The organism is Halomonas profundus, from assembly GCF_020865425.1.
Lineage (GTDB): Bacteria > Pseudomonadota > Gammaproteobacteria > Pseudomonadales > Halomonadaceae > Vreelandella > Vreelandella titanicae.
In genome coordinates, this window is sequence record NZ_CP086344.1 from 5,214,914 (window position 1) to 5,231,563 (window position 16,650).

The window sequence follows — 16,650 nt, forward strand, 5'->3', positions numbered from 1 at the left end:
GCCTTTGCTGAGACTAGCCACCACTGACACACAAAGGTATCGTTTCACAGCCTGAAAGCAGTGGAGGCTATAGAGGATATAAGGAGTGCGCTACAATAGGCGTCTATTGAATGCGTGCGTCCTTGCAAGGTACCCATGACTCAGACCATCGATACGCCAGTGGTTCACGACCAAGCGCGACTTAGCCAAGAGGCCAAGCGCGTTACCTACATCGGAGCATGGCTGGATGCCCTGTTGAGCATCGTCAAAGTCGCGATCGGTTTTATGGTCGGCTCAGCGGCGTTGATTGCCGACGGCATTCACTCCCTATCAGACTTAGTCACCGACGGCTTTGTCCTGGCGGCCATTCACTATGGGCGTCAGGAGCCCGATAAAGACCACCACTACGGCCACGGCCGTATCGAAACCCTGACGACCCTGCTGCTGGGAAGCGTACTGATTTTCGTGGCTGGCGCGATTGCCTGGTCGAGCCTGGATCGCCTGTTTAGCGGCGCCGACGTTAACGCCCCTGGCGCGCTGGCAATCGTGATTACTGTCATCGCGCTGTTTAGCAAAGAGTGGATTTTTCGCTACACCATGCGGGTTGCCAAGCGGGTAAAGTCAAAGTTACTCGAAGCCAACGCCTGGCACTCGCGCAGTGATGCATTATCCACTGCCGTGGTGTTAGTAGCCTTGGTGGGCGCCCAGTTTGGTTTGGGTTGGCTGGATGCCGTGGCCGCCATCATTGTGGGTTTATTAGTCGGCAAGGTAGGTTTGGACTTGCTGTGGGAGTCGGCGCGGGAATTGGTGGATACCGCGCTACCAGAGGACGTACAGGATCAGATGCACGATGTTGCCTGCAGCGTTCCGGGTGTGGATAGTGTTCACGATCTGCGTACCAGGCAATCCGCCGGCTGGGTAATGGTCGACCTACACGTGGTGGTCGGGCCGAAAATTACCGTGTCGGAAGCCCACGAAATAGGTAATGAAGTCAGCCGTCGCCTACGCCATGAGTTTCCCGCACTCACCGACGTGATATTCCACGTTGACCCCGAAGACGACGCCGGAGCGGGTGATCCTAGCCGCCTTCCCGGCCTTCCACTCCGCCCTGAAGTAGAGGCTGCCCTGGATGCACGCTGGTACAAGCACCCTGTGTGGCGCACCCTGAACGAGCTCCAGTTGCACTACTTGGACGATAAGGTGTCGGTATCATTGATCATTGATGACGCAGTGCATCAGCCGCCCCAGTGCCTCGCTAGCCAACTAAAAGCGCTGGCTAGCGATATCGAGTGGCTCGGCCACGTCGAGGTGCTGTTTATCACCCGCGCCGCCAGTAGCTCGATGCGCTAGAGCCTCTACCCGCTGGTTGTTTCCTCTTATAACCCTGTCAACAGCAGTGTGGCGATGCTGAAGTAGATCACCACCCCGGAAGCATCAATAAGCGTGGTCACCAGCGGTGCCGATGCCGTGGCAGGGTCGACCTTAAAGCGCTCGAGTACGAACGGCAGGCACATCCCCAACAGGCTGCCAAACAGCACGATGGTCACCATGCTCAAGGCGACCACCATTGCCAGCTCTTCTCCCCCGCGCATAATGCCAATAGGCGTTACCGCGATGGCCATGGTGATACCCAGTGACCCGGCGACAAGTAGCTCGCGGCCCAGTAGTTTGCCCCAATCTTTGACGCCAACGTCACCGGTCGCCATGCCGCGCACCATCAACGTGGCTGCCTGAGCCCCGGCGTTACCGCCACTACCGATCAATAACGGTAAAAAGAATACCAGCGCTACCTGGGCGGCAATGGTCTCTTCAAAATAGGCAATCCCGGCCCCCGAAAACAGATTGGCAAAGACCAGCAGTACCAGCCAGAACACGCGCTTACGGTAGAGGCTCCAGAGCTTCACACGGCTTACGCCATCTTCCAGTTGGCCGATCGACATCCCCTTGTGGAAATCCTCTGTCGCCTCGGATTCAGCGACATCCATCGCGTCATCGTGGGTCACTATACCGACCATGCGTTCATCGGCATCGATCACTGGCAGCGCCAACAAGTCATACTTCGCCACAATACGGGCGACATCTTCCTGGGCACTATCAACCCGTGTACTGATGACATCCTTGATCATAATGTCATCAACAATGGCGCCGGGGCGTGCCACCATAAGCTGACGCAGCGACATGGTACCGATCAGTTGTCCGTCGCTATCCAGGATATACAGCTGATAGACCGTTTCCGCGTCGGGAGCGGTCTGGCGTACCCTCATCATCGCCTGCGACACCGTCATGCCACTGGCTATGGAGACATAGTCAGAGGTCATGATGGCGCCGGCGGTACCCTCTTCGTAGCTGGCAAGCCGCTTCAGGTCTTCTCGCTCGCGGTGAGCCATGCGACGCAGCAGTGCCTCACGACGGTCTTCGTTGAGAAGATTGAACAGATCGGCACGTTCGTCCGACCCCATTTCTTCGAGCAGCTTGAGAACCTGGCTGTCATCCAGCTTTCCTACCACCTCGAGCTGGCTCTCCCCAGGCAAATAGCCCAGCACATTGGCTGCCCGTTCCGCAGAAAGAATATCCAGAAGGGCGAGCGCCGCAGGCAGCTCTTCGTCATCCTCGATCATCTCTTCAAGCACTTCACCGATATCCGCGGAGCGGGTTTCGGCCAAACGCAAAGAGAGCACCGATTTACTGGGCACTTCCTTGCCCAACTCGTCGAGCAGCTCGGCTTTTAATTCCTGTAGGCTTTCATCATTCAGTGCCATGATTCTCCCCTCTTGCGCTTACAAGCGTCGTGCTGCCGAGCTAATCCATCACCCAGCCCATTCTACTGACCAAACTCATCATACTTACTTATTTGACTGCCAAACAAAAAAACGCCCCTTAAACCCTGGTAGCGGGTTTAAGGGGCGTTGGACACACGCCAAGTGCGTGAGTATTAGCCTTTACCCGCCTTTTTACGCAGCTGCTGAATCGTTCGCAGCTGTGCAACGGCTTCGGCAAGTTCAGCGGCAGCACGAGTATAATCGAGCTCCGATGACTTCTCATTAAAGGCTCTCAGCGCCTGCTGACGCGCTTCTTCGGCAGCAGCCTCGTTGAGGTCGCTGGCACGTGATGCAGAGTCGGCCAGAATCGTCACGACATTCGGCTGGACTTCCATGAAGCCCCCCGAGACAAAGAAGTTCTCTTCCTTGCCGCCATCGTGAATCACGCGTACCGGACCCGGCTGAAGCTCGGTCAGCAGCGGGGCGTGACCCGGCAAAACACCCAGGTCACCCATAATCCCGGAAGCAATCACCTGCTCAACGGTACCTGAGAAGATCGATGCTTCAGCGCTGACGATATTGCAAGTAAAGCTATTCGCCATAGCGAATCCCCCTAATGGACGGGATTACTTCTTCATCTGGTTGGCTTTCTCGACGGCTTCGTCGATGGAGCCGACCATATAGAAGGCCTGTTCCGGCATATCGTCGTATTCGCCAGCAAGAATGCCCTGGAAGCCACTGATGGTGTCTTTCAGTGAGACATACTTACCTGGTGAACCGGTAAATACTTCGGCCACGAAGAACGGCTGCGACAAGAAGCGCTGGATTTTACGCGCCCGGGAAACGGCCAACTTGTCTTCGTCAGACAGCTCGTCCATACCCAGAATGGCGATAATATCCTTAAGCTCTTTGTAGCGTTGAAGAACGTTCTGCACACCACGAGCGGTGGCGTAGTGCTCTTCACCGACGACCAGCGGATCCAACTGACGTGAGGTGGAGTCCAACGGATCGATCGCCGGATAGATACCCAGCTCGGCGATAGAACGTGCCAATACCACGGTAGCATCCAGGTGCGAGAAGGTGGTCGCCGGCGACGGGTCGGTCAAGTCATCCGCAGGTACGTAAACGGCCTGTACGGAGGTGATTGAGCCGGTTTTCGTCGAGGTAATACGCTCCTGCAGAACGCCCATCTCTTCAGCCAGCGTAGGCTGATAACCTACCGCTGATGGCATACGACCCAACAGTGCCGATACTTCGGTACCCGCCAGGGTGTAACGGTAGATGTTATCGACGAACAGTAGAACGTCGCGGCCTTCATCACGGAATTTCTCGGCAATGGTCAGGCCGGTCAACGCTACGCGCAGACGGTTACCCGGAGGCTCGTTCATCTGACCATAAACCAGCGATACCTTATCGATAACGTTGGATTCAGTCATTTCGTGATAGAAGTCGTTACCCTCACGCGTACGCTCACCAACACCGGCGAATACAGAGTAGCCACTGTGCTCGGTGGCGATGTTGCGGATAAGCTCCATCATGTTAACGGTCTTACCGACACCGGCGCCGCCGAATAGGCCAACTTTACCACCCTTAGCGAACGGGCAGACCAAGTCGATAACCTTGATACCGGTTTCCAGCAGCTCGTTAGAAGCTGCTTGGTCGGCATAGCTCGGTGCTTTACGGTGGATCGGCATACGCTCTTGCTCACCGATCGGTCCCGCTTCGTCGATCGGTTCGCCGAGTACGTTCATAATACGGCCCAGCGTTTCCTTACCTACCGGTACGGAAATGGCGGCACCTGTGCTGGTCACGTCCATACCACGCTTCAAGCCCTCAGTGGAGCCCATGGCGATGGTGCGCACCACGCCGTCGCCCAGCTGCTGCTGGACTTCGAGGATGGTCTCAACATCGGAGACCTTCAGCGCGTCGTAGACCTTGGGCACAGAGTCCCGCGGAAACTCTACGTCAATCACCGCGCCGATGATTTGTACGATACGTCCGCTCATCTTGGTTCCTCTCTAAAACCTGCAAATGAAACCTGTCTGCCGGGAGTCGCTTAAATAGTCGACTCCCTAGGCGTTATACGGCAGCAGCGCCGCCGACGATCTCAGAAATTTCCTGGGTGATGGCGGCCTGACGGGCCTTGTTGTAGACCATCTCCAGATCGTCGATAAGGCCGCCTGCGTTGTCAGTGGCACTTTTCATAGCGATCATTCGGGCGGCTTGTTCGCAAGCGCCGTTTTCCACTACCGCCTGATACACCTGCGATTCGATGAAACGAACCAGCAGGCTATCGAGCAACGCCTTGGCATCCGGTTCATACAGGTAGTCCCAGCTTCCGGGACGGGCGTTTTCGTCGTCTTGCTCAGCGTCTGCGCCCATATCAGGCGACAGCGGAAGAAGCTGACGAACCACTGGCTTTTGGGTCATGGTGTTAACAAACTCGTTGTGCACCACGTAAAGCCGGTCGAGACGTCCTTCATCGTACGCTTCGAGCATGACCTTAATACTGCCAATCAGACCTTCAACGGTCGGGGCTTCGCCTAAACCACTCTTCGCCGCCACCAAATTGCCACCGTAGTTGCGGAAAAAGGTGCTGGCCTTAGCGCCCAAAGCGCAAAAATCCTGCTCTGCGCCCTGCTTTTTCCACTCGCTGGCCTGTTTGAGCAAGGCTTTGAAGAGGTTGTGGTTCAAGCCACCGCACAGACCACGGTCTGTAGAGACCACAATGTAACCAACGCGCTTAACCTCGCTACGCTCGACCATATAGTCGTGCCTGTACTCGGGGTTCGCGTCGGCAATGTGGCCGACCACATTGCGGATCTGCTTAGCGTAAGGCTGACTAGCTCTCATCAGATCTTGCGCTTTACGCATTTTAGATGCAGCCACCATTTCCATGGCGCTGGTGATCTTCTGCGTATTTTTAATGCTCCCGATCTGGGTGCGTATCTCTTTTGCAGCTGCCATAGCGATCTACCCTTCGTTCGTGGCTCTCAGAAAGCATGCAAACCCGTCCATCACAGACGGGCTAGACATTACCAGCTCTGAGTCGCCTTGAACTTCTCGAGACCCGACTTCAAGCTGTCTTGAATCTCACCATTGTAGTCGCCGCTCTGGTTGATCTTGTCGAGTAGATCAGCGTGCTCAGACTTCATGTAGTCGTGCAAGGCACGCTCGAAGTCCAGCACCTTGTTCACTTCGACATCATCCAGGAAGCCTTCGTTGGCGGCATACAGCGACAGCGCCATTTCAGCGATCGACATCGGCGAGTACTGGTTCTGCTTCATCAGCTCGGTGACACGTTGGCCGTGCTCAAGCTGCTTACGCGTGGCTTCGTCAAGATCAGAGGCAAACTGCGAGAACGCCGCCAGTTCACGGTACTGAGCCAGCGCCAGACGGACACTACCGCCGAGCTTCTTGATGATTTTGGTCTGCGCCGAACCACCTACACGAGAAACCGATAGACCGGCGTTAATCGCCGGACGAATACCCGAGTTAAACAGGTTGGTTTCCAGGAAGATCTGACCATCGGTGATCGAGATCACGTTGGTCGGTACAAACGCGGAGACGTCGCCGCCCTGGGTTTCGATGATCGGCAGCGCGGTCAAGGAACCGGTTTTGCCTTTCACTTCGCCGTTGGTGAACTTCTCAACGTAGTCGACATTAACTCGTGCAGCACGCTCAAGTAGACGCGAGTGGAGATAGAACACGTCACCAGGATAGGCTTCACGACCCGGCGGGCGACGCAGCAGCAGCGATACCTGGCGGTAGGCGACGGCCTGCTTGGAGAGGTCGTCATACACAATCAGCGCGTTCTCGCCGCGGTCGCGGAAGTATTCGCCCATGGTGCAGCCAGAGTAAGCGGCCAGGAACTGCATGGGAGCCGGATCGGCAGCGCCAGCGGCGACGACGATGGTGTGCTCCATGGCGCCGTGCTCTTCAAGCTTGCGTACCACGTTGGCAATGGTCGACTGCTTCTGGCCAATCGCCACGTAGACACAGGTCACGCCTTTGCCTTTCTGGTTGATGATCGCATCAATGGCAATGGCGGACTTACCGATTTGACGGTCACCGATGATCAGCTCACGCTGACCACGACCGATCGGCACCATGGCATCGATCGATTTCAGACCGGTTTGAATCGGCTCATCGACGGACTGACGGGTAATAACGCCCGGCGCCACTTTCTCAACGGCGTCGGTCATGGTGGTGTTAATGTCGCCTTTACCATCAATGGGGTTACCCAGCGCATCGACCACACGACCAATCAGCTCAGGGCCTACCGGCACTTCGAGAATACGACCGGTACACTTGGCGGTCATGCCCTCTTCGAGCTGCAGGTAGTCACCCAGCACTACGGCACCCACGGAGTCACGCTCCAGGTTGAGTACCATGCCAAAGATGCTGTTGGGGAATTCGATCATTTCACCAAACATCGCGTCTTCGAGGCCGTGAATTTTCACGATACCGTCGGAAACGGTCACGATGGTGCCCTGATTATGGGCTTCGGATGCGACGTCAAGCTTTTCAATTCGCTGCTTGATGATGTCGCTGATCTCGGAAGGATTCAGTTGCTGCATGCCATGTCCCTCAGACTCAAGCGGTTAGCGCTTCGGAAAGGCGGTTCAATCGACCACGTACGGAGCCGTCAATAACGGTATCGCCAGCACGCAGGATGACACCGCCAATAAGCGACTTGTCCACCTGAGTAGTAATAGAGATTTCGCGATTCAGACGTTTCTTAAGCGCGTTCGCTAGTTTGGTCTTCTGCTTACTATCTAACTTGTAAGCAGAGGTGACGTTCACTTCAACCCGCTGCTCGTGTTCGGCACGCAGGTGCTCGAACTGATCAGCAATGGAGGCCAACGCCATCAGGCGGCCCTGGTCAGCCAAAACAGTCAAAAATCGCTGTAAAGCCTCATCCTGTTGCTCAGGAATAAGCTCGACAAGCAGCGACACTTTTTGCTCGCTGTCTAATTTGGGACTGCTTAGCCGATGGCGCACGATGTCATCTGCTACCGCAACACTTAAAAAACCTAGCGCTTGTGACCAACTATCAAGCGCCTCATGATCACGCGCGTATTCAAACGCTGCCTTAGCGTAAGGACGAGCGACGGTAAGTAATTCCGCCATGGTTCACCTCCTTACAGTTCAGCAGCAAGCTCATCGAGTAACTTGCGATGGGCTTGTTCGTCGACCGACGCTTCAAGAACACGCTCGGCACCCATAACGGCGAGATAAGAGACCTGGGCACGAAGTTCATCCTTAGCGCGATTCACTTCTTGCTCAATCTCGGAACGTGCACTCGCTACTAGGCGTTCGCCTTCGGCGCGGGCCTGTTCGCGGGCTTCTTCAACTATCTGGGCAGAGCGTTTGTTGGCCTGCTCAAGAATCTGAGAAGCTTGCTCCTTGCTTTCGCGCAGCGTCTGCTCCGCCCGCTCTTGAGCAAGCTCAAGATCACGGTTAGCACGGCTGGCTGCATCCAAGCCATCAGCAATTTTTTTCTGACGCTCATGAAGCGCGTTGCTGATCGGAGGCCACACATACTTTAAGCAAAACCAGACAAAGATCGCGAAGGCGATCGTCTGCCCGATTAGCGTCATGTTGATATTCACAGGAATGTACCTCTGACAAGTTCGTGGCGACCGGAGTGAAACAAAACCGAGCGCTTAACGCTCGGCTGAGCTGTCATTAACCGGCAACAACGAAGATCAGGTACATTGCGATACCAACACCGATCATCGGAACGGCATCCAACAGACCTGCCATTAGGAAGGTTTTGGTTTGCAGTTGGTCGCCCAGTTCAGGCTGACGCGCTGTAGATTCCAGCAGCTTACCACCCAAAATAGCGAAGCCAATGCCGGTACCTAGAGCGCCGAGACCGATCATGATGGAAGCGGCAATGTAGATAAGTTCCATGGTAATGCTCCTAGTTTTTCAAGTTAAAGGTCGAGGGTTGAGGTTAAGGGTTAATGTGTTTCAAGCATTGCTCGGATTAGTGATGCTCGTGTGCAGCGCTTAGATACACCACGGACAGCACTGTAAAGATGAAAGCTTGTAGTACGACGATCAAAATATGGAAAATGGCCCACGGCACATCCAGCACCCAGATAGCCCAGAACGGCAGCATGGCGATCAAAATAAAGATCACTTCGCCGGCAAACATGTTGCCGAACAGACGCATCGCCAAACTAAACGGTTTAACCAGCAGCGCGACAATTTCCAGCAGGAGGTTAAAGGGAATCAGCGCCCAGTGGTTAAACGGGGTCAATGACAGCTCTTTGGCGAAACCACCCACGCCTTTAACCTTAAAGCTGTAGTAAAGGATCAGTCCGAATACCCCTAATGCCAAACCCAGCGTGGCGTTCACATCGGTGGTGGGGACAATTTTCATGTAGTCCACGCCCAGCTTGCTGAACAGCACGGGGAAGTAGTCGACCGGAATAATTTTGAGCGTGTTCATGAACAGAATCCACACGAACAACGTCAACGCGAGGGGGGCGATGATCGGGTTATGCCCTTTAAATGTCCCCTTGATCATGTCCTCGACAAACTCTACGACCATCTCAACGGCATTTTGCAGGCCACTGGGTACTCCCGTGGTGGCCATTTTGCCCGCTTTGCGGAAAATCCAGATAAACAGCAACCCCATGGCAATCGACCAGCCCATGGTATCCAGGTGAATGGCCCAAAAGCCCATTTCACTTGCTTCTTCTGCTGAATGCGCCAGCGACCAGCCGTTCTCAGGATGATTGCCAAAGGTCAAATTCTGCAAGTGGTGCTGGATATAGTAAGTCGTTGAGACTTCGTTTCCTGCGGCCATGGATGTGTCACCTCAATCAGTTGTGCAATTTTCTAGGCATTAGCGTTTTTTGGCATTAACCAAGGCGTAAGCCAATGCGTTAGAACAACTGCAACATAAGCATAAAAAAAGAAAGTAGGGTTTGAGGGGGGCGCTGCCACGAACACTGCAACAAACAGTGCCACCGTCAAACCAAACTTGCCTGCCTCGGCGCGAAACAGGCGCATCGCTGCCTTTGAAGGGCTACTCGCGCGTAAAACCCCCATTCGTTTGATAAAAAAGGCGTGCGGTAATAAGGCTACCAGCGCCCCTTTAAAAACCGATGACACGCCTTCTAAATCGGCGGCTAAATAGGCGGCCAACATACCAACGAAGGTGATCATCAGTTGCGCGATCGTGAGCCGAACGATGTAGGCTTTTCGACGCTGGGTTTCGTATCGCTGCATACCGGCCCAGCCTCACTGATAAAAACCAATACCTCGACCAGCTAATAGCTAGACAAACCAAGGCAACCTGCACAAATCTTGCGCGATTATAGGGAAGCGCTATCACACCTTCAACCGAAGTCGCACCGATTTTGCCCGCTTAAGGGCTGATTTGCGACCAAAGGGGGAAAACGTGTGCGCTTCTTACGTGATATTGAATAGCCTGCTATTTAATATGATTCAAGATGCCATCCAATTCTTCGAGGCTGGTATAACGTATCGTTAACTTACCTTTGCCTTTTTGACCATGATCAATGGAGACAGGCGCACCGAGCAGTTCGCCAAGATGTGTTTCAAGCTTGGCCACATCGGGCTGCTTGCTTTGACGGTTAGGCGTTTTGGTTGGTGTTTGGCTGGTTTGGACTTTTTTCACCAGCGCTTCGGTGGCCCGCACCGTCATATCGTTATTGACCACCTCATGAGCCACCTGCCGCTGCTGGGTGCTGTTCAGCGTCAGCAAAGCTCTTGCGTGGCCCATATCCAGGTCACCCCGTTCGAGTAGGGTTTGCACTTCCGGATCTAGCGCCAGCAGGCGCAACAGGTTGGCTACCTGGGTGCGCGATTTACCCACTGCGTCGGCAATCTGCTGCTGGGTAAGCTCAAACTCTTCGCCCAGGCGCTTGAGCGCCATGGCTTCTTCGATGGCGTTGAGGTTTTCACGCTGAATGTTTTCGATCAGCGCCAGCGCCAGGGCAACTTCATCGCTGACTTCCCGGATCACCGCCGGGATAACGTCCAGCTCAGCAAGTTGGGCTGCCCGCCAGCGACGCTCACCGGCAATAATTTCGTAGCGATCCACGCCAATTGGACGCACGACGATGGGCTGCATCACGCCCTGGGCGCGAATGGAGTCTGCCAGCTCTTCTAGCGCTTCGGGCTGAATATCCCGGCGCGGCTGATATTTACCTCGCGTTAATTGCCCTAACGGCAGACGTTCAAGGCGATCTTCGCTAACGTCATCGGCCGCGGCACTACGCGCGGCGTCAGAAAGCTCCAACGGGGTGCCGCTACCGGCAAGTTCTAAGCTGTCACGGCGACGGGCACCGGCACCAATCAGGGCATCCAGGCCACGTCCCAGCGCGGGTTTACGCGTCATTCGCTTTTCCTCATTTTATAACGCTAGGCGACGAATCATCTCTTTCGCCAACACACGATAGGCCTGGCTACCACGGGAGAACCGGGCATATTGCGTAACGGGTAGCCCGTGGCTTGGCGCTTCGGCAACTTTGACGTTGCGAGGAATGGTCGTTTTCAACAGCATGTCGCCAAAATAGTCACGCAACTGCTTATCCACTTCCCGCGTTAAGCTGGTGCGCTTGTCATACATAGTGCGCAAAATGCCCGCAATGGCAAGATCAGGATTCACATTTTGCTTAATCTGCTCAACGGTATCGAGCAGGGCCGACAGCCCCTCCAGGGCGTAAAATTCGCACTGAAGAGGGATCAGCACGCTATCGGAAGCCGTTAATGCATTCACGGTTAGCATGTTCAAAGAGGGCGGGCAGTCGATCAACACTACGTCATAGGCATCCGAGACCGAAGCTAGTGCGTTGGTTAAGCAGCTCTCGCTTTTATCGCGATCTAGCAGCTCGACTTCGGCGGCGGTGAGATCACCGTTACCCGGCAGTACGTCGTACTTGACCGCCAACTTTTTGACAATCGTATCAGCGGCCGTTGCTTCGCCCAGTAGAACGTCAAGCACGCTTTTATCGAGCTCATATTTATCGATGCCGCTGCCCATGCTGGCATGGCCTTGGGGGTCAAGATCCACCAGCAGTACGCGACGGTCGAGCGCAGCGAGACTGGCCGCCAGGTTAACGGCCGAGGTGGTCTTGCCCACGCCGCCTTTTTGGTTGGTCAGGGCAATGATCTGGCTCACTTACTCAACTCCTTCTGGGGGTCAGAATCAACATTCAGCTTTCACATTTAGCTTTCAACATCCAAGATCAGCAGCTGCCGCTGGGCCGCTTCAAAGGGTACTTCCAATAGGTGACGCTGATATAAACGTATACCGGCGGGCAGGTCGCGCAGTTCATCATCCGCCCCCGGGCCTTTCATGGCTAACCACTGGCCATCGGCGCTGGGTAGCTGGCGGGTCAAGGTGACAAAATCGACCAAGCTGGCAAATGCTCGGGAAATCACCTGATCAAAAGCGGCGGCTTCAAACTGTTCCACCCGCGCCTGTACGGGAGTGACGTTTTCAAGCCCTAACTCCATTACCGCCTGACGCTGAAAGCGCACCTTTTTGCCATTACTATCCAGCAGTGTTACATCAAGCTGGGGGGCTAATATCGCTAATACGATACCAGGAAGCCCAGGACCCGCACCTACATCCAGTAGCCGCGGCCCCTGCACATAGGGCAACACAGCGGCGCTATCCAACACATGACGCGACACCATGTCGTCCACATTGCGCACCGCTGTGAGGTTATAAGCCCGATTCCACTTGTGCAACAGTGCCAATAAGCCTAGCAGCTGTTGGCGTTGATGTTCGTCAACGGCGATGCCTAATTGAGTAAGGCCTTGATCGAGCCGTGGTGCAACGCTTGTAGGTAGCGTCTTCAACAGTGGGTTCAACGAACTCATCCGTTAACTACCTCAGCTGCGGCTACCAACCGGCGCTTTTTCAGATGCACCAGCAAAATAGAGACGGCCGCCGGTGTAACGCCTGAAATCCGCGCCGCATGAGCAAGCGTTTCCGGCCGCGCTTCAGCCAGCTTTTGGCGAATTTCGTTAGACAAACCTTCGACTTTTAAATAATCCAGCTCCGCAGGCAGTGGCGTGGCTTCGTGGCGCTTGAGTTTATCGATCTCATGCTGCTGACGATCGATATAGCCTTGATACTTAGCCTGAATCTGCACCTGCTCGGCGACTGCTGGGTCAGTGACCAGGGTGCCCTCAATGCCGGGCAGATTGGCCAAATCGCTGTAATTCAATTCAGGGCGTTTAAGCAGATCACTCAAGCAATACTCGCGAGTGAGCGGTGCCCCGGTTTTTTCGGCCACTTGCTCAGCCGCTGGGCTTCCCGGTTGTATCCACAGGGTGCTTAGCCGCGCGCTCTCTCGTTCGATAGCCTCGCGTTTTTGGCTAAACGCTGCCCAGCGCGTGTCGTCGACAAGACCCAATTTCCGGCCCGCTTCGGTTAAGCGCAAATCCGCGTTGTCTTCCCGCAACAGCAGGCGGTACTCCGCACGGGAAGTAAACATCCGGTAGGGCTCCTTGGTGCCCATGGTGATCAGGTCGTCAACCAGCACACCGAGATAGGCCTCATCGCGGCGGGGGTACCAGGCATCCAGCTCTTGAGCGCGGCGGGCAGCATTCAGGCCTGCCAGCAAACCTTGCGCACCGGCTTCTTCGTAGCCGGTGGTGCCGTTGATCTGTCCAGCAAAAAACAGGTTGTGGATAAATTTTGTTTCCAGCGAGTGTTTTAAATCCCGCGGATCAAAAAAGTCGTACTCAATAGCGTAGCCAGGCCGGGTGATATGGGCGTTTTCCAAACCTTTGATGGAACGCACCACCTGTATCTGCACGTCAAAGGGCAGCGAGGTCGAGATGCCGTTGGGATAGAGCTCATGGGTATCCAAGCCTTCGGGTTCGATAAACACCTGGTGGCTGGATTTATCGGCAAAACGATGCACTTTGTCTTCAATCGATGGGCAGTAACGCGGCCCGATGCCTTCGATGACACCGGAGTACATCGGTGAGCGATCAAGGTTGGCCAGAATGAGATCGTGGGTCTGTTGATTGGTGTGAGCAATATGACAACTCACCTGCCGAGGGTGCATCTCCCGCGATCCCAGGTAGGACATCACCGGCGTTGGGCTATCGCCTGGCTGCTCTTCTAACTGAGAAAAATCAACGGTTTTGGCATCGATACGCGGCGGCGTACCAGTTTTTAAGCGGTCAACGCGAAACGGCAGTGCGCGCAGACGTTCGGCCAGCGCGTTGGAGGGCGGATCGCCTGCTCGGCCACCTTTGCTTTGATCCAAACCAATGTGAATCACGCCCCCCAAAAATGTCCCGGTACACAGAACGACGCTTTCAGCATGAAAGCGAATGCCGGTTTCCGTCACCACGCCACGGACGGTGTCGTTATCCACAATGAGATCACCAGCGGCCTGCTGGAAAATCGTCAAATTGGGTTGGTTTTCCAGCAGGCCGCGGATCGCTGACTTGTAACGAATGCGGTCAGCCTGGGCACGGGTGGCCCGAACGGCGGGCCCTTTGCTGGCATTGAGCACGCGAAATTGAATCCCACCTAAATCCGTGGCAAGCCCCATAGCGCCGCCGAGTGCATCAATTTCCTTGACCAAATGACTTTTGCCGATGCCGCCAATGGCGGGGTTACACGACATTTGGCCGAGGGTTTCGATGTTGTGGGTGAGCAGCAGGGTCTGACAGCCCATGCGAGCAGAGGCCAATGCGGCTTCGGTTCCCGCATGGCCACCGCCGATGACAATCACGTCAAAGCGGTCGGGATAATTCAAGAGACACCTCGTCTTGTGCCTATCGGCACGGATGATGTGGTCAGCGTCGGCAATTTCTGACGGCGCTACCTTAGATCAATGAGCCGGCAAGTATAAACCCCCTGTGGGTAACCGTCAGGTTTTTCCACACCCGGATTACTCAGAACAACTCTATTAATAACAACATAAATATAAAATAAGAGAAGTTCTGTAAATGTTGTAATTACTAGTGTGGACAATTTCTGTGCATAAACAATTTATCATTAATAATTTCAATAGCTTATATTGTTGACTTCTACGTGTTTGAAGGCGGGATTCCCTGGGTAGAAGGGGTGCTAAGCCTGTGGATGGAATAGTGCCTTATCCACCGATACAACTAGGCACTGCTTATCCACCGGCCAGTACCTGGGTTGTTACCGCACCTGTGAACAACGCTAGACTGGTGTGGAACTAACGCTTAGCGACGTCCATGGCAGGCCTTACAGAGATAAAGTCGCACAAAATAAAAAAACTTTATCCACAGGCAAAAAAAAGGCCTGTCGTGTCGACAGGCCAGTAAAAAAGCGCCATTCAGTGAAAATTAATGCTTATTTTAAAGCGCTAACAGGGTTCAATTTAGTGTTTTAGCACGCGTGCAAGGAAGGATTGAGTACGTTCATGTTGAGGCGAATCGAACAGTTGTTCAGGCGGCCCCTGCTCGGTAATTTCACCTTTATGGATAAAAATAACCCGGTCGGCGACTTCGCGGGCGAAGCCCATCTCATGGGTAACAATCACCATGGTCATGCCTTCTTTAGCCAGCTCGCGCATGGCATCCAGTACTTCCCCTATCATTTCCGGGTCAAGCGCCGAGGTGGGCTCGTCAAACAGCATTAAGCGCGGTTCCATCGCTAAGGCACGGGCCAGTGCCACCCGTTGCTGTTGGCCGCCTGAGAGCTGGCTGGGATACTTATCGGCCTGATCGGCGATACCCACTCGGTCTAGTAGTCGCTTAGCGTTACTAACGGCGTCATCACGACTTAAGCCACGGACTTTCATGGGGGCCAGGGTGACGTTGTCAATCACGCTGAGATGGGGAAATAGATTGAACTGCTGAAATACCATGCCCACTTCGGTACGGATGGTTTGCAGCGCTTGAGTGCTCTTTCCGTGTGGTAGCAGTTCATTGTTATCGACGACCAAGTTGCCCGTTTGGAACTCTTCCAAGCCGTTAATACAGCGTATCAGCGTGGATTTACCTGAGCCACTGGCACCGATAATCACCACCACTTCGCCAGGTACAATTGTAAGGTCAATGTCGTTGAGTACGTGCAGGCTGCCAAAGTGCTTATTGAGCTGCTGCATACGCACAATAGGTTGCGTTGTGCTGTTCATTGTATCGCTCATTGCGCGTGTCCTTATTGTCCTGCCAGGCCTCTGCGCTCAAGTTGGCGCAGGATGATGGAGAGCGTCCAGGTAATGGCTAGATACATCAGGGCGACCATGAAGTAGACCTCTAACGCCGTGAAGGTGGTGGCGATATAGATCTGACCTTGACGCACCAGCTCTCCGACGCCAATGACTGAAAACAGCGACGTGTCTTTAATACTGATAATGCCTTGGTTACCGAGCGGTGGGATCATGCGCCGAAACGCCTGGGGCCAGATAACATAGCGAAATGCTTGAGTGCGCGAGAGACCCAGCGAGAGTGACGCTTCCCCTTGGCCGCGTTCAATGGACTGCACACCGCCGCGCACGATTTCTGAAATATAAGCACCGGAGTTGACCGCTATGGCGGCAATACCTGCGACAAGGGCATTGATTGGACCTCCTAGGAGCTGGGGTAAGCCGTAAAAAATAAACAGGACCTGCACCAGAATAGGCGTGCCACGGAATACTTCGACGTAAACGATGGCCGGCCAACGTAGCCAGCGCAGGCGGCTAATACGTAAAAGGCCAAAGAAAATACCGATAAAAAAACCGATGGCGAGGCCGCCAAACGAAATAAGTAACGTCCAGGGGATACCCGGCAGCAAGTAAGGGATAGAACCAAACGCTGCTGACCAATCAAACTGAAAATTGACGTCCACGCGTAGACTCCTGAAACAAAAAAGAAGATGAGAAAAAGTGGATGACAAACGCAGCAGGGCCGGGGGTTGTGGCCGCCCGGCCCTGTAACG

Annotated in this window: 17 protein-coding genes; 1 reads left to right on the plus strand and 16 read right to left on the minus strand. The window is 54.5% G+C overall.

Annotated elements, in window-relative coordinates; translation table 11 throughout:
* Positions 1–135 precede the first annotated feature (135 nt).
* Complete coding sequence (locus tag LMS44_RS23775) at positions 136–1,329, plus strand: cation diffusion facilitator family transporter (RefSeq protein ID WP_022521056.1); 1,194 nt, start codon at positions 136–138, stop codon at positions 1,327–1,329.
* 26 nt (positions 1,330–1,355) lie between these two features.
* Here LMS44_RS23775 and mgtE read toward each other — a convergent pair whose 3' ends face one another.
* From mgtE to LMS44_RS23855, 16 genes are all read right to left on the minus strand, one after another.
* Positions 1,356–2,738 carry a magnesium transporter gene (gene mgtE / locus LMS44_RS23780; protein WP_009286337.1) on the minus strand — a complete coding sequence of 461 codons (1,383 nt, stop codon included), beginning with the start codon at positions 2,736–2,738 and terminating at the stop codon, positions 1,356–1,358.
* Positions 2,739–2,911: 173 nt separating this feature from the next.
* Positions 2,912–3,340: a F0F1 ATP synthase subunit epsilon gene (locus LMS44_RS23785; protein ID WP_027958509.1), complete on the minus strand. Its 429-nt coding sequence runs from the start codon at positions 3,338–3,340 to the stop codon at positions 2,912–2,914.
* Positions 3,341–3,364: 24 nt separating this feature from the next.
* A complete protein-coding gene (gene atpD, locus LMS44_RS23790; RefSeq protein WP_009286338.1) occupies positions 3,365–4,744 on the minus strand; it encodes a F0F1 ATP synthase subunit beta in 1,380 nt (459 codons plus the stop codon).
* A 73-nt stretch (positions 4,745–4,817) separates the two neighbouring features.
* A complete protein-coding gene (gene atpG / locus LMS44_RS23795) occupies positions 4,818–5,705 on the minus strand; it encodes a F0F1 ATP synthase subunit gamma (RefSeq protein ID WP_009286339.1) in 888 nt (295 codons plus the stop codon).
* A 68-nt stretch (positions 5,706–5,773) separates the two neighbouring features.
* The gene (gene atpA / locus LMS44_RS23800) at positions 5,774–7,318 is read right to left on the minus strand and encodes a F0F1 ATP synthase subunit alpha (RefSeq protein WP_009286340.1); all 1,545 of its coding nucleotides are present in this window, start codon (positions 7,316–7,318) and stop codon (positions 5,774–5,776) included.
* Between the two features lie 16 nt (positions 7,319–7,334).
* The gene (locus LMS44_RS23805; RefSeq protein WP_414120832.1) at positions 7,335–7,871 is read right to left on the minus strand and encodes a F0F1 ATP synthase subunit delta; all 537 of its coding nucleotides are present in this window, start codon (positions 7,869–7,871) and stop codon (positions 7,335–7,337) included.
* 11 nt (positions 7,872–7,882) lie between these two features.
* Entirely contained in the window at positions 7,883–8,353 is a 471-nt protein-coding gene (locus LMS44_RS23810; RefSeq protein ID WP_022521052.1) for a F0F1 ATP synthase subunit B, read from the minus strand.
* A 76-nt stretch (positions 8,354–8,429) separates the two neighbouring features.
* Positions 8,430–8,657, minus strand: coding sequence for a F0F1 ATP synthase subunit C (gene atpE, locus LMS44_RS23815; protein WP_022521051.1), 228 nt, complete (start codon positions 8,655–8,657; stop codon positions 8,430–8,432).
* 76 nt (positions 8,658–8,733) lie between these two features.
* The gene (atpB, locus tag LMS44_RS23820) at positions 8,734–9,561 is read right to left on the minus strand and encodes a F0F1 ATP synthase subunit A (RefSeq protein ID WP_009286341.1); all 828 of its coding nucleotides are present in this window, start codon (positions 9,559–9,561) and stop codon (positions 8,734–8,736) included.
* 32 nt (positions 9,562–9,593) lie between these two features.
* Positions 9,594–9,986: an ATP synthase subunit I gene (locus tag LMS44_RS23825; RefSeq protein WP_278370443.1), complete on the minus strand. Its 393-nt coding sequence runs from the start codon at positions 9,984–9,986 to the stop codon at positions 9,594–9,596.
* A gap of 205 nt (positions 9,987–10,191) precedes the next feature.
* Positions 10,192–11,121: a ParB/RepB/Spo0J family partition protein gene (locus tag LMS44_RS23830; protein ID WP_009286342.1), complete on the minus strand. Its 930-nt coding sequence runs from the start codon at positions 11,119–11,121 to the stop codon at positions 10,192–10,194.
* Between the two features lie 15 nt (positions 11,122–11,136).
* On the minus strand, positions 11,137–11,904 hold the full coding sequence (locus LMS44_RS23835; RefSeq protein WP_009286343.1) for a ParA family protein: 768 nt from the start codon (positions 11,902–11,904) through the stop codon (positions 11,137–11,139).
* Between the two features lie 47 nt (positions 11,905–11,951).
* Positions 11,952–12,611 carry a 16S rRNA (guanine(527)-N(7))-methyltransferase RsmG gene (rsmG, locus tag LMS44_RS23840; RefSeq protein ID WP_498946577.1) on the minus strand — a complete coding sequence of 220 codons (660 nt, stop codon included), beginning with the start codon at positions 12,609–12,611 and terminating at the stop codon, positions 11,952–11,954.
* The gene (gene mnmG, locus LMS44_RS23845; protein WP_498946579.1) at positions 12,608–14,512 is read right to left on the minus strand and encodes a tRNA uridine-5-carboxymethylaminomethyl modification enzyme MnmG/GidA; all 1,905 of its coding nucleotides are present in this window, start codon (positions 14,510–14,512) and stop codon (positions 12,608–12,610) included. The genes rsmG and mnmG overlap by 4 nt, the downstream gene beginning before the upstream one ends.
* 594 nt (positions 14,513–15,106) lie before the next feature.
* Positions 15,107–15,865: an amino acid ABC transporter ATP-binding protein gene (locus LMS44_RS23850; protein ID WP_447046049.1), complete on the minus strand. Its 759-nt coding sequence runs from the start codon at positions 15,863–15,865 to the stop codon at positions 15,107–15,109.
* 23 nt (positions 15,866–15,888) lie between these two features.
* Complete coding sequence (locus tag LMS44_RS23855) at positions 15,889–16,560, minus strand: amino acid ABC transporter permease (protein ID WP_447045959.1); 672 nt, start codon at positions 16,558–16,560, stop codon at positions 15,889–15,891.
* Between the last annotated feature and the right edge of the window lie 90 nt (positions 16,561–16,650).

What these genes read in the sequence shown, in the direction of transcription:
- LMS44_RS23775 (WP_022521056.1), top strand. Translation starts at nt 136, where the DNA reads ATGACTCAGACCATCGATACGCCAGTGGTTCACGACCAAGCGCGACTT.
- mgtE (WP_009286337.1), bottom strand. Translation starts at nt 2,738, where the DNA reads ATGGCACTGAATGATGAAAGCCTACAGGAATTAAAAGCCGAGCTGCTC.
- LMS44_RS23785 (WP_027958509.1), bottom strand. Translation starts at nt 3,340, where the DNA reads ATGGCGAATAGCTTTACTTGCAATATCGTCAGCGCTGAAGCATCGATC.
- atpD (WP_009286338.1), bottom strand. Translation starts at nt 4,744, where the DNA reads ATGAGCGGACGTATCGTACAAATCATCGGCGCGGTGATTGACGTAGAG.
- atpG (WP_009286339.1), bottom strand. Translation starts at nt 5,705, where the DNA reads ATGGCAGCTGCAAAAGAGATACGCACCCAGATCGGGAGCATTAAAAAT.
- atpA (WP_009286340.1), bottom strand. Translation starts at nt 7,318, where the DNA reads ATGCAGCAACTGAATCCTTCCGAGATCAGCGACATCATCAAGCAGCGA.
- LMS44_RS23805 (WP_414120832.1), bottom strand. Translation starts at nt 7,871, where the DNA reads ATGGCGGAATTACTTACCGTCGCTCGTCCTTACGCTAAGGCAGCGTTT.
- atpE (WP_022521051.1), bottom strand. Translation starts at nt 8,657, where the DNA reads ATGGAACTTATCTACATTGCCGCTTCCATCATGATCGGTCTCGGCGCT.
- atpB (WP_009286341.1), bottom strand. Translation starts at nt 9,561, where the DNA reads ATGGCCGCAGGAAACGAAGTCTCAACGACTTACTATATCCAGCACCAC.
- LMS44_RS23825 (WP_278370443.1), bottom strand. Translation starts at nt 9,986, where the DNA reads ATGCAGCGATACGAAACCCAGCGTCGAAAAGCCTACATCGTTCGGCTC.
- LMS44_RS23830 (WP_009286342.1), bottom strand. Translation starts at nt 11,121, where the DNA reads ATGACGCGTAAACCCGCGCTGGGACGTGGCCTGGATGCCCTGATTGGT.
- rsmG (WP_498946577.1), bottom strand. Translation starts at nt 12,611, where the DNA reads ATGAGTTCGTTGAACCCACTGTTGAAGACGCTACCTACAAGCGTTGCA.
- LMS44_RS23850 (WP_447046049.1), bottom strand. Translation starts at nt 15,865, where the DNA reads ATGAACAGCACAACGCAACCTATTGTGCGTATGCAGCAGCTCAATAAG.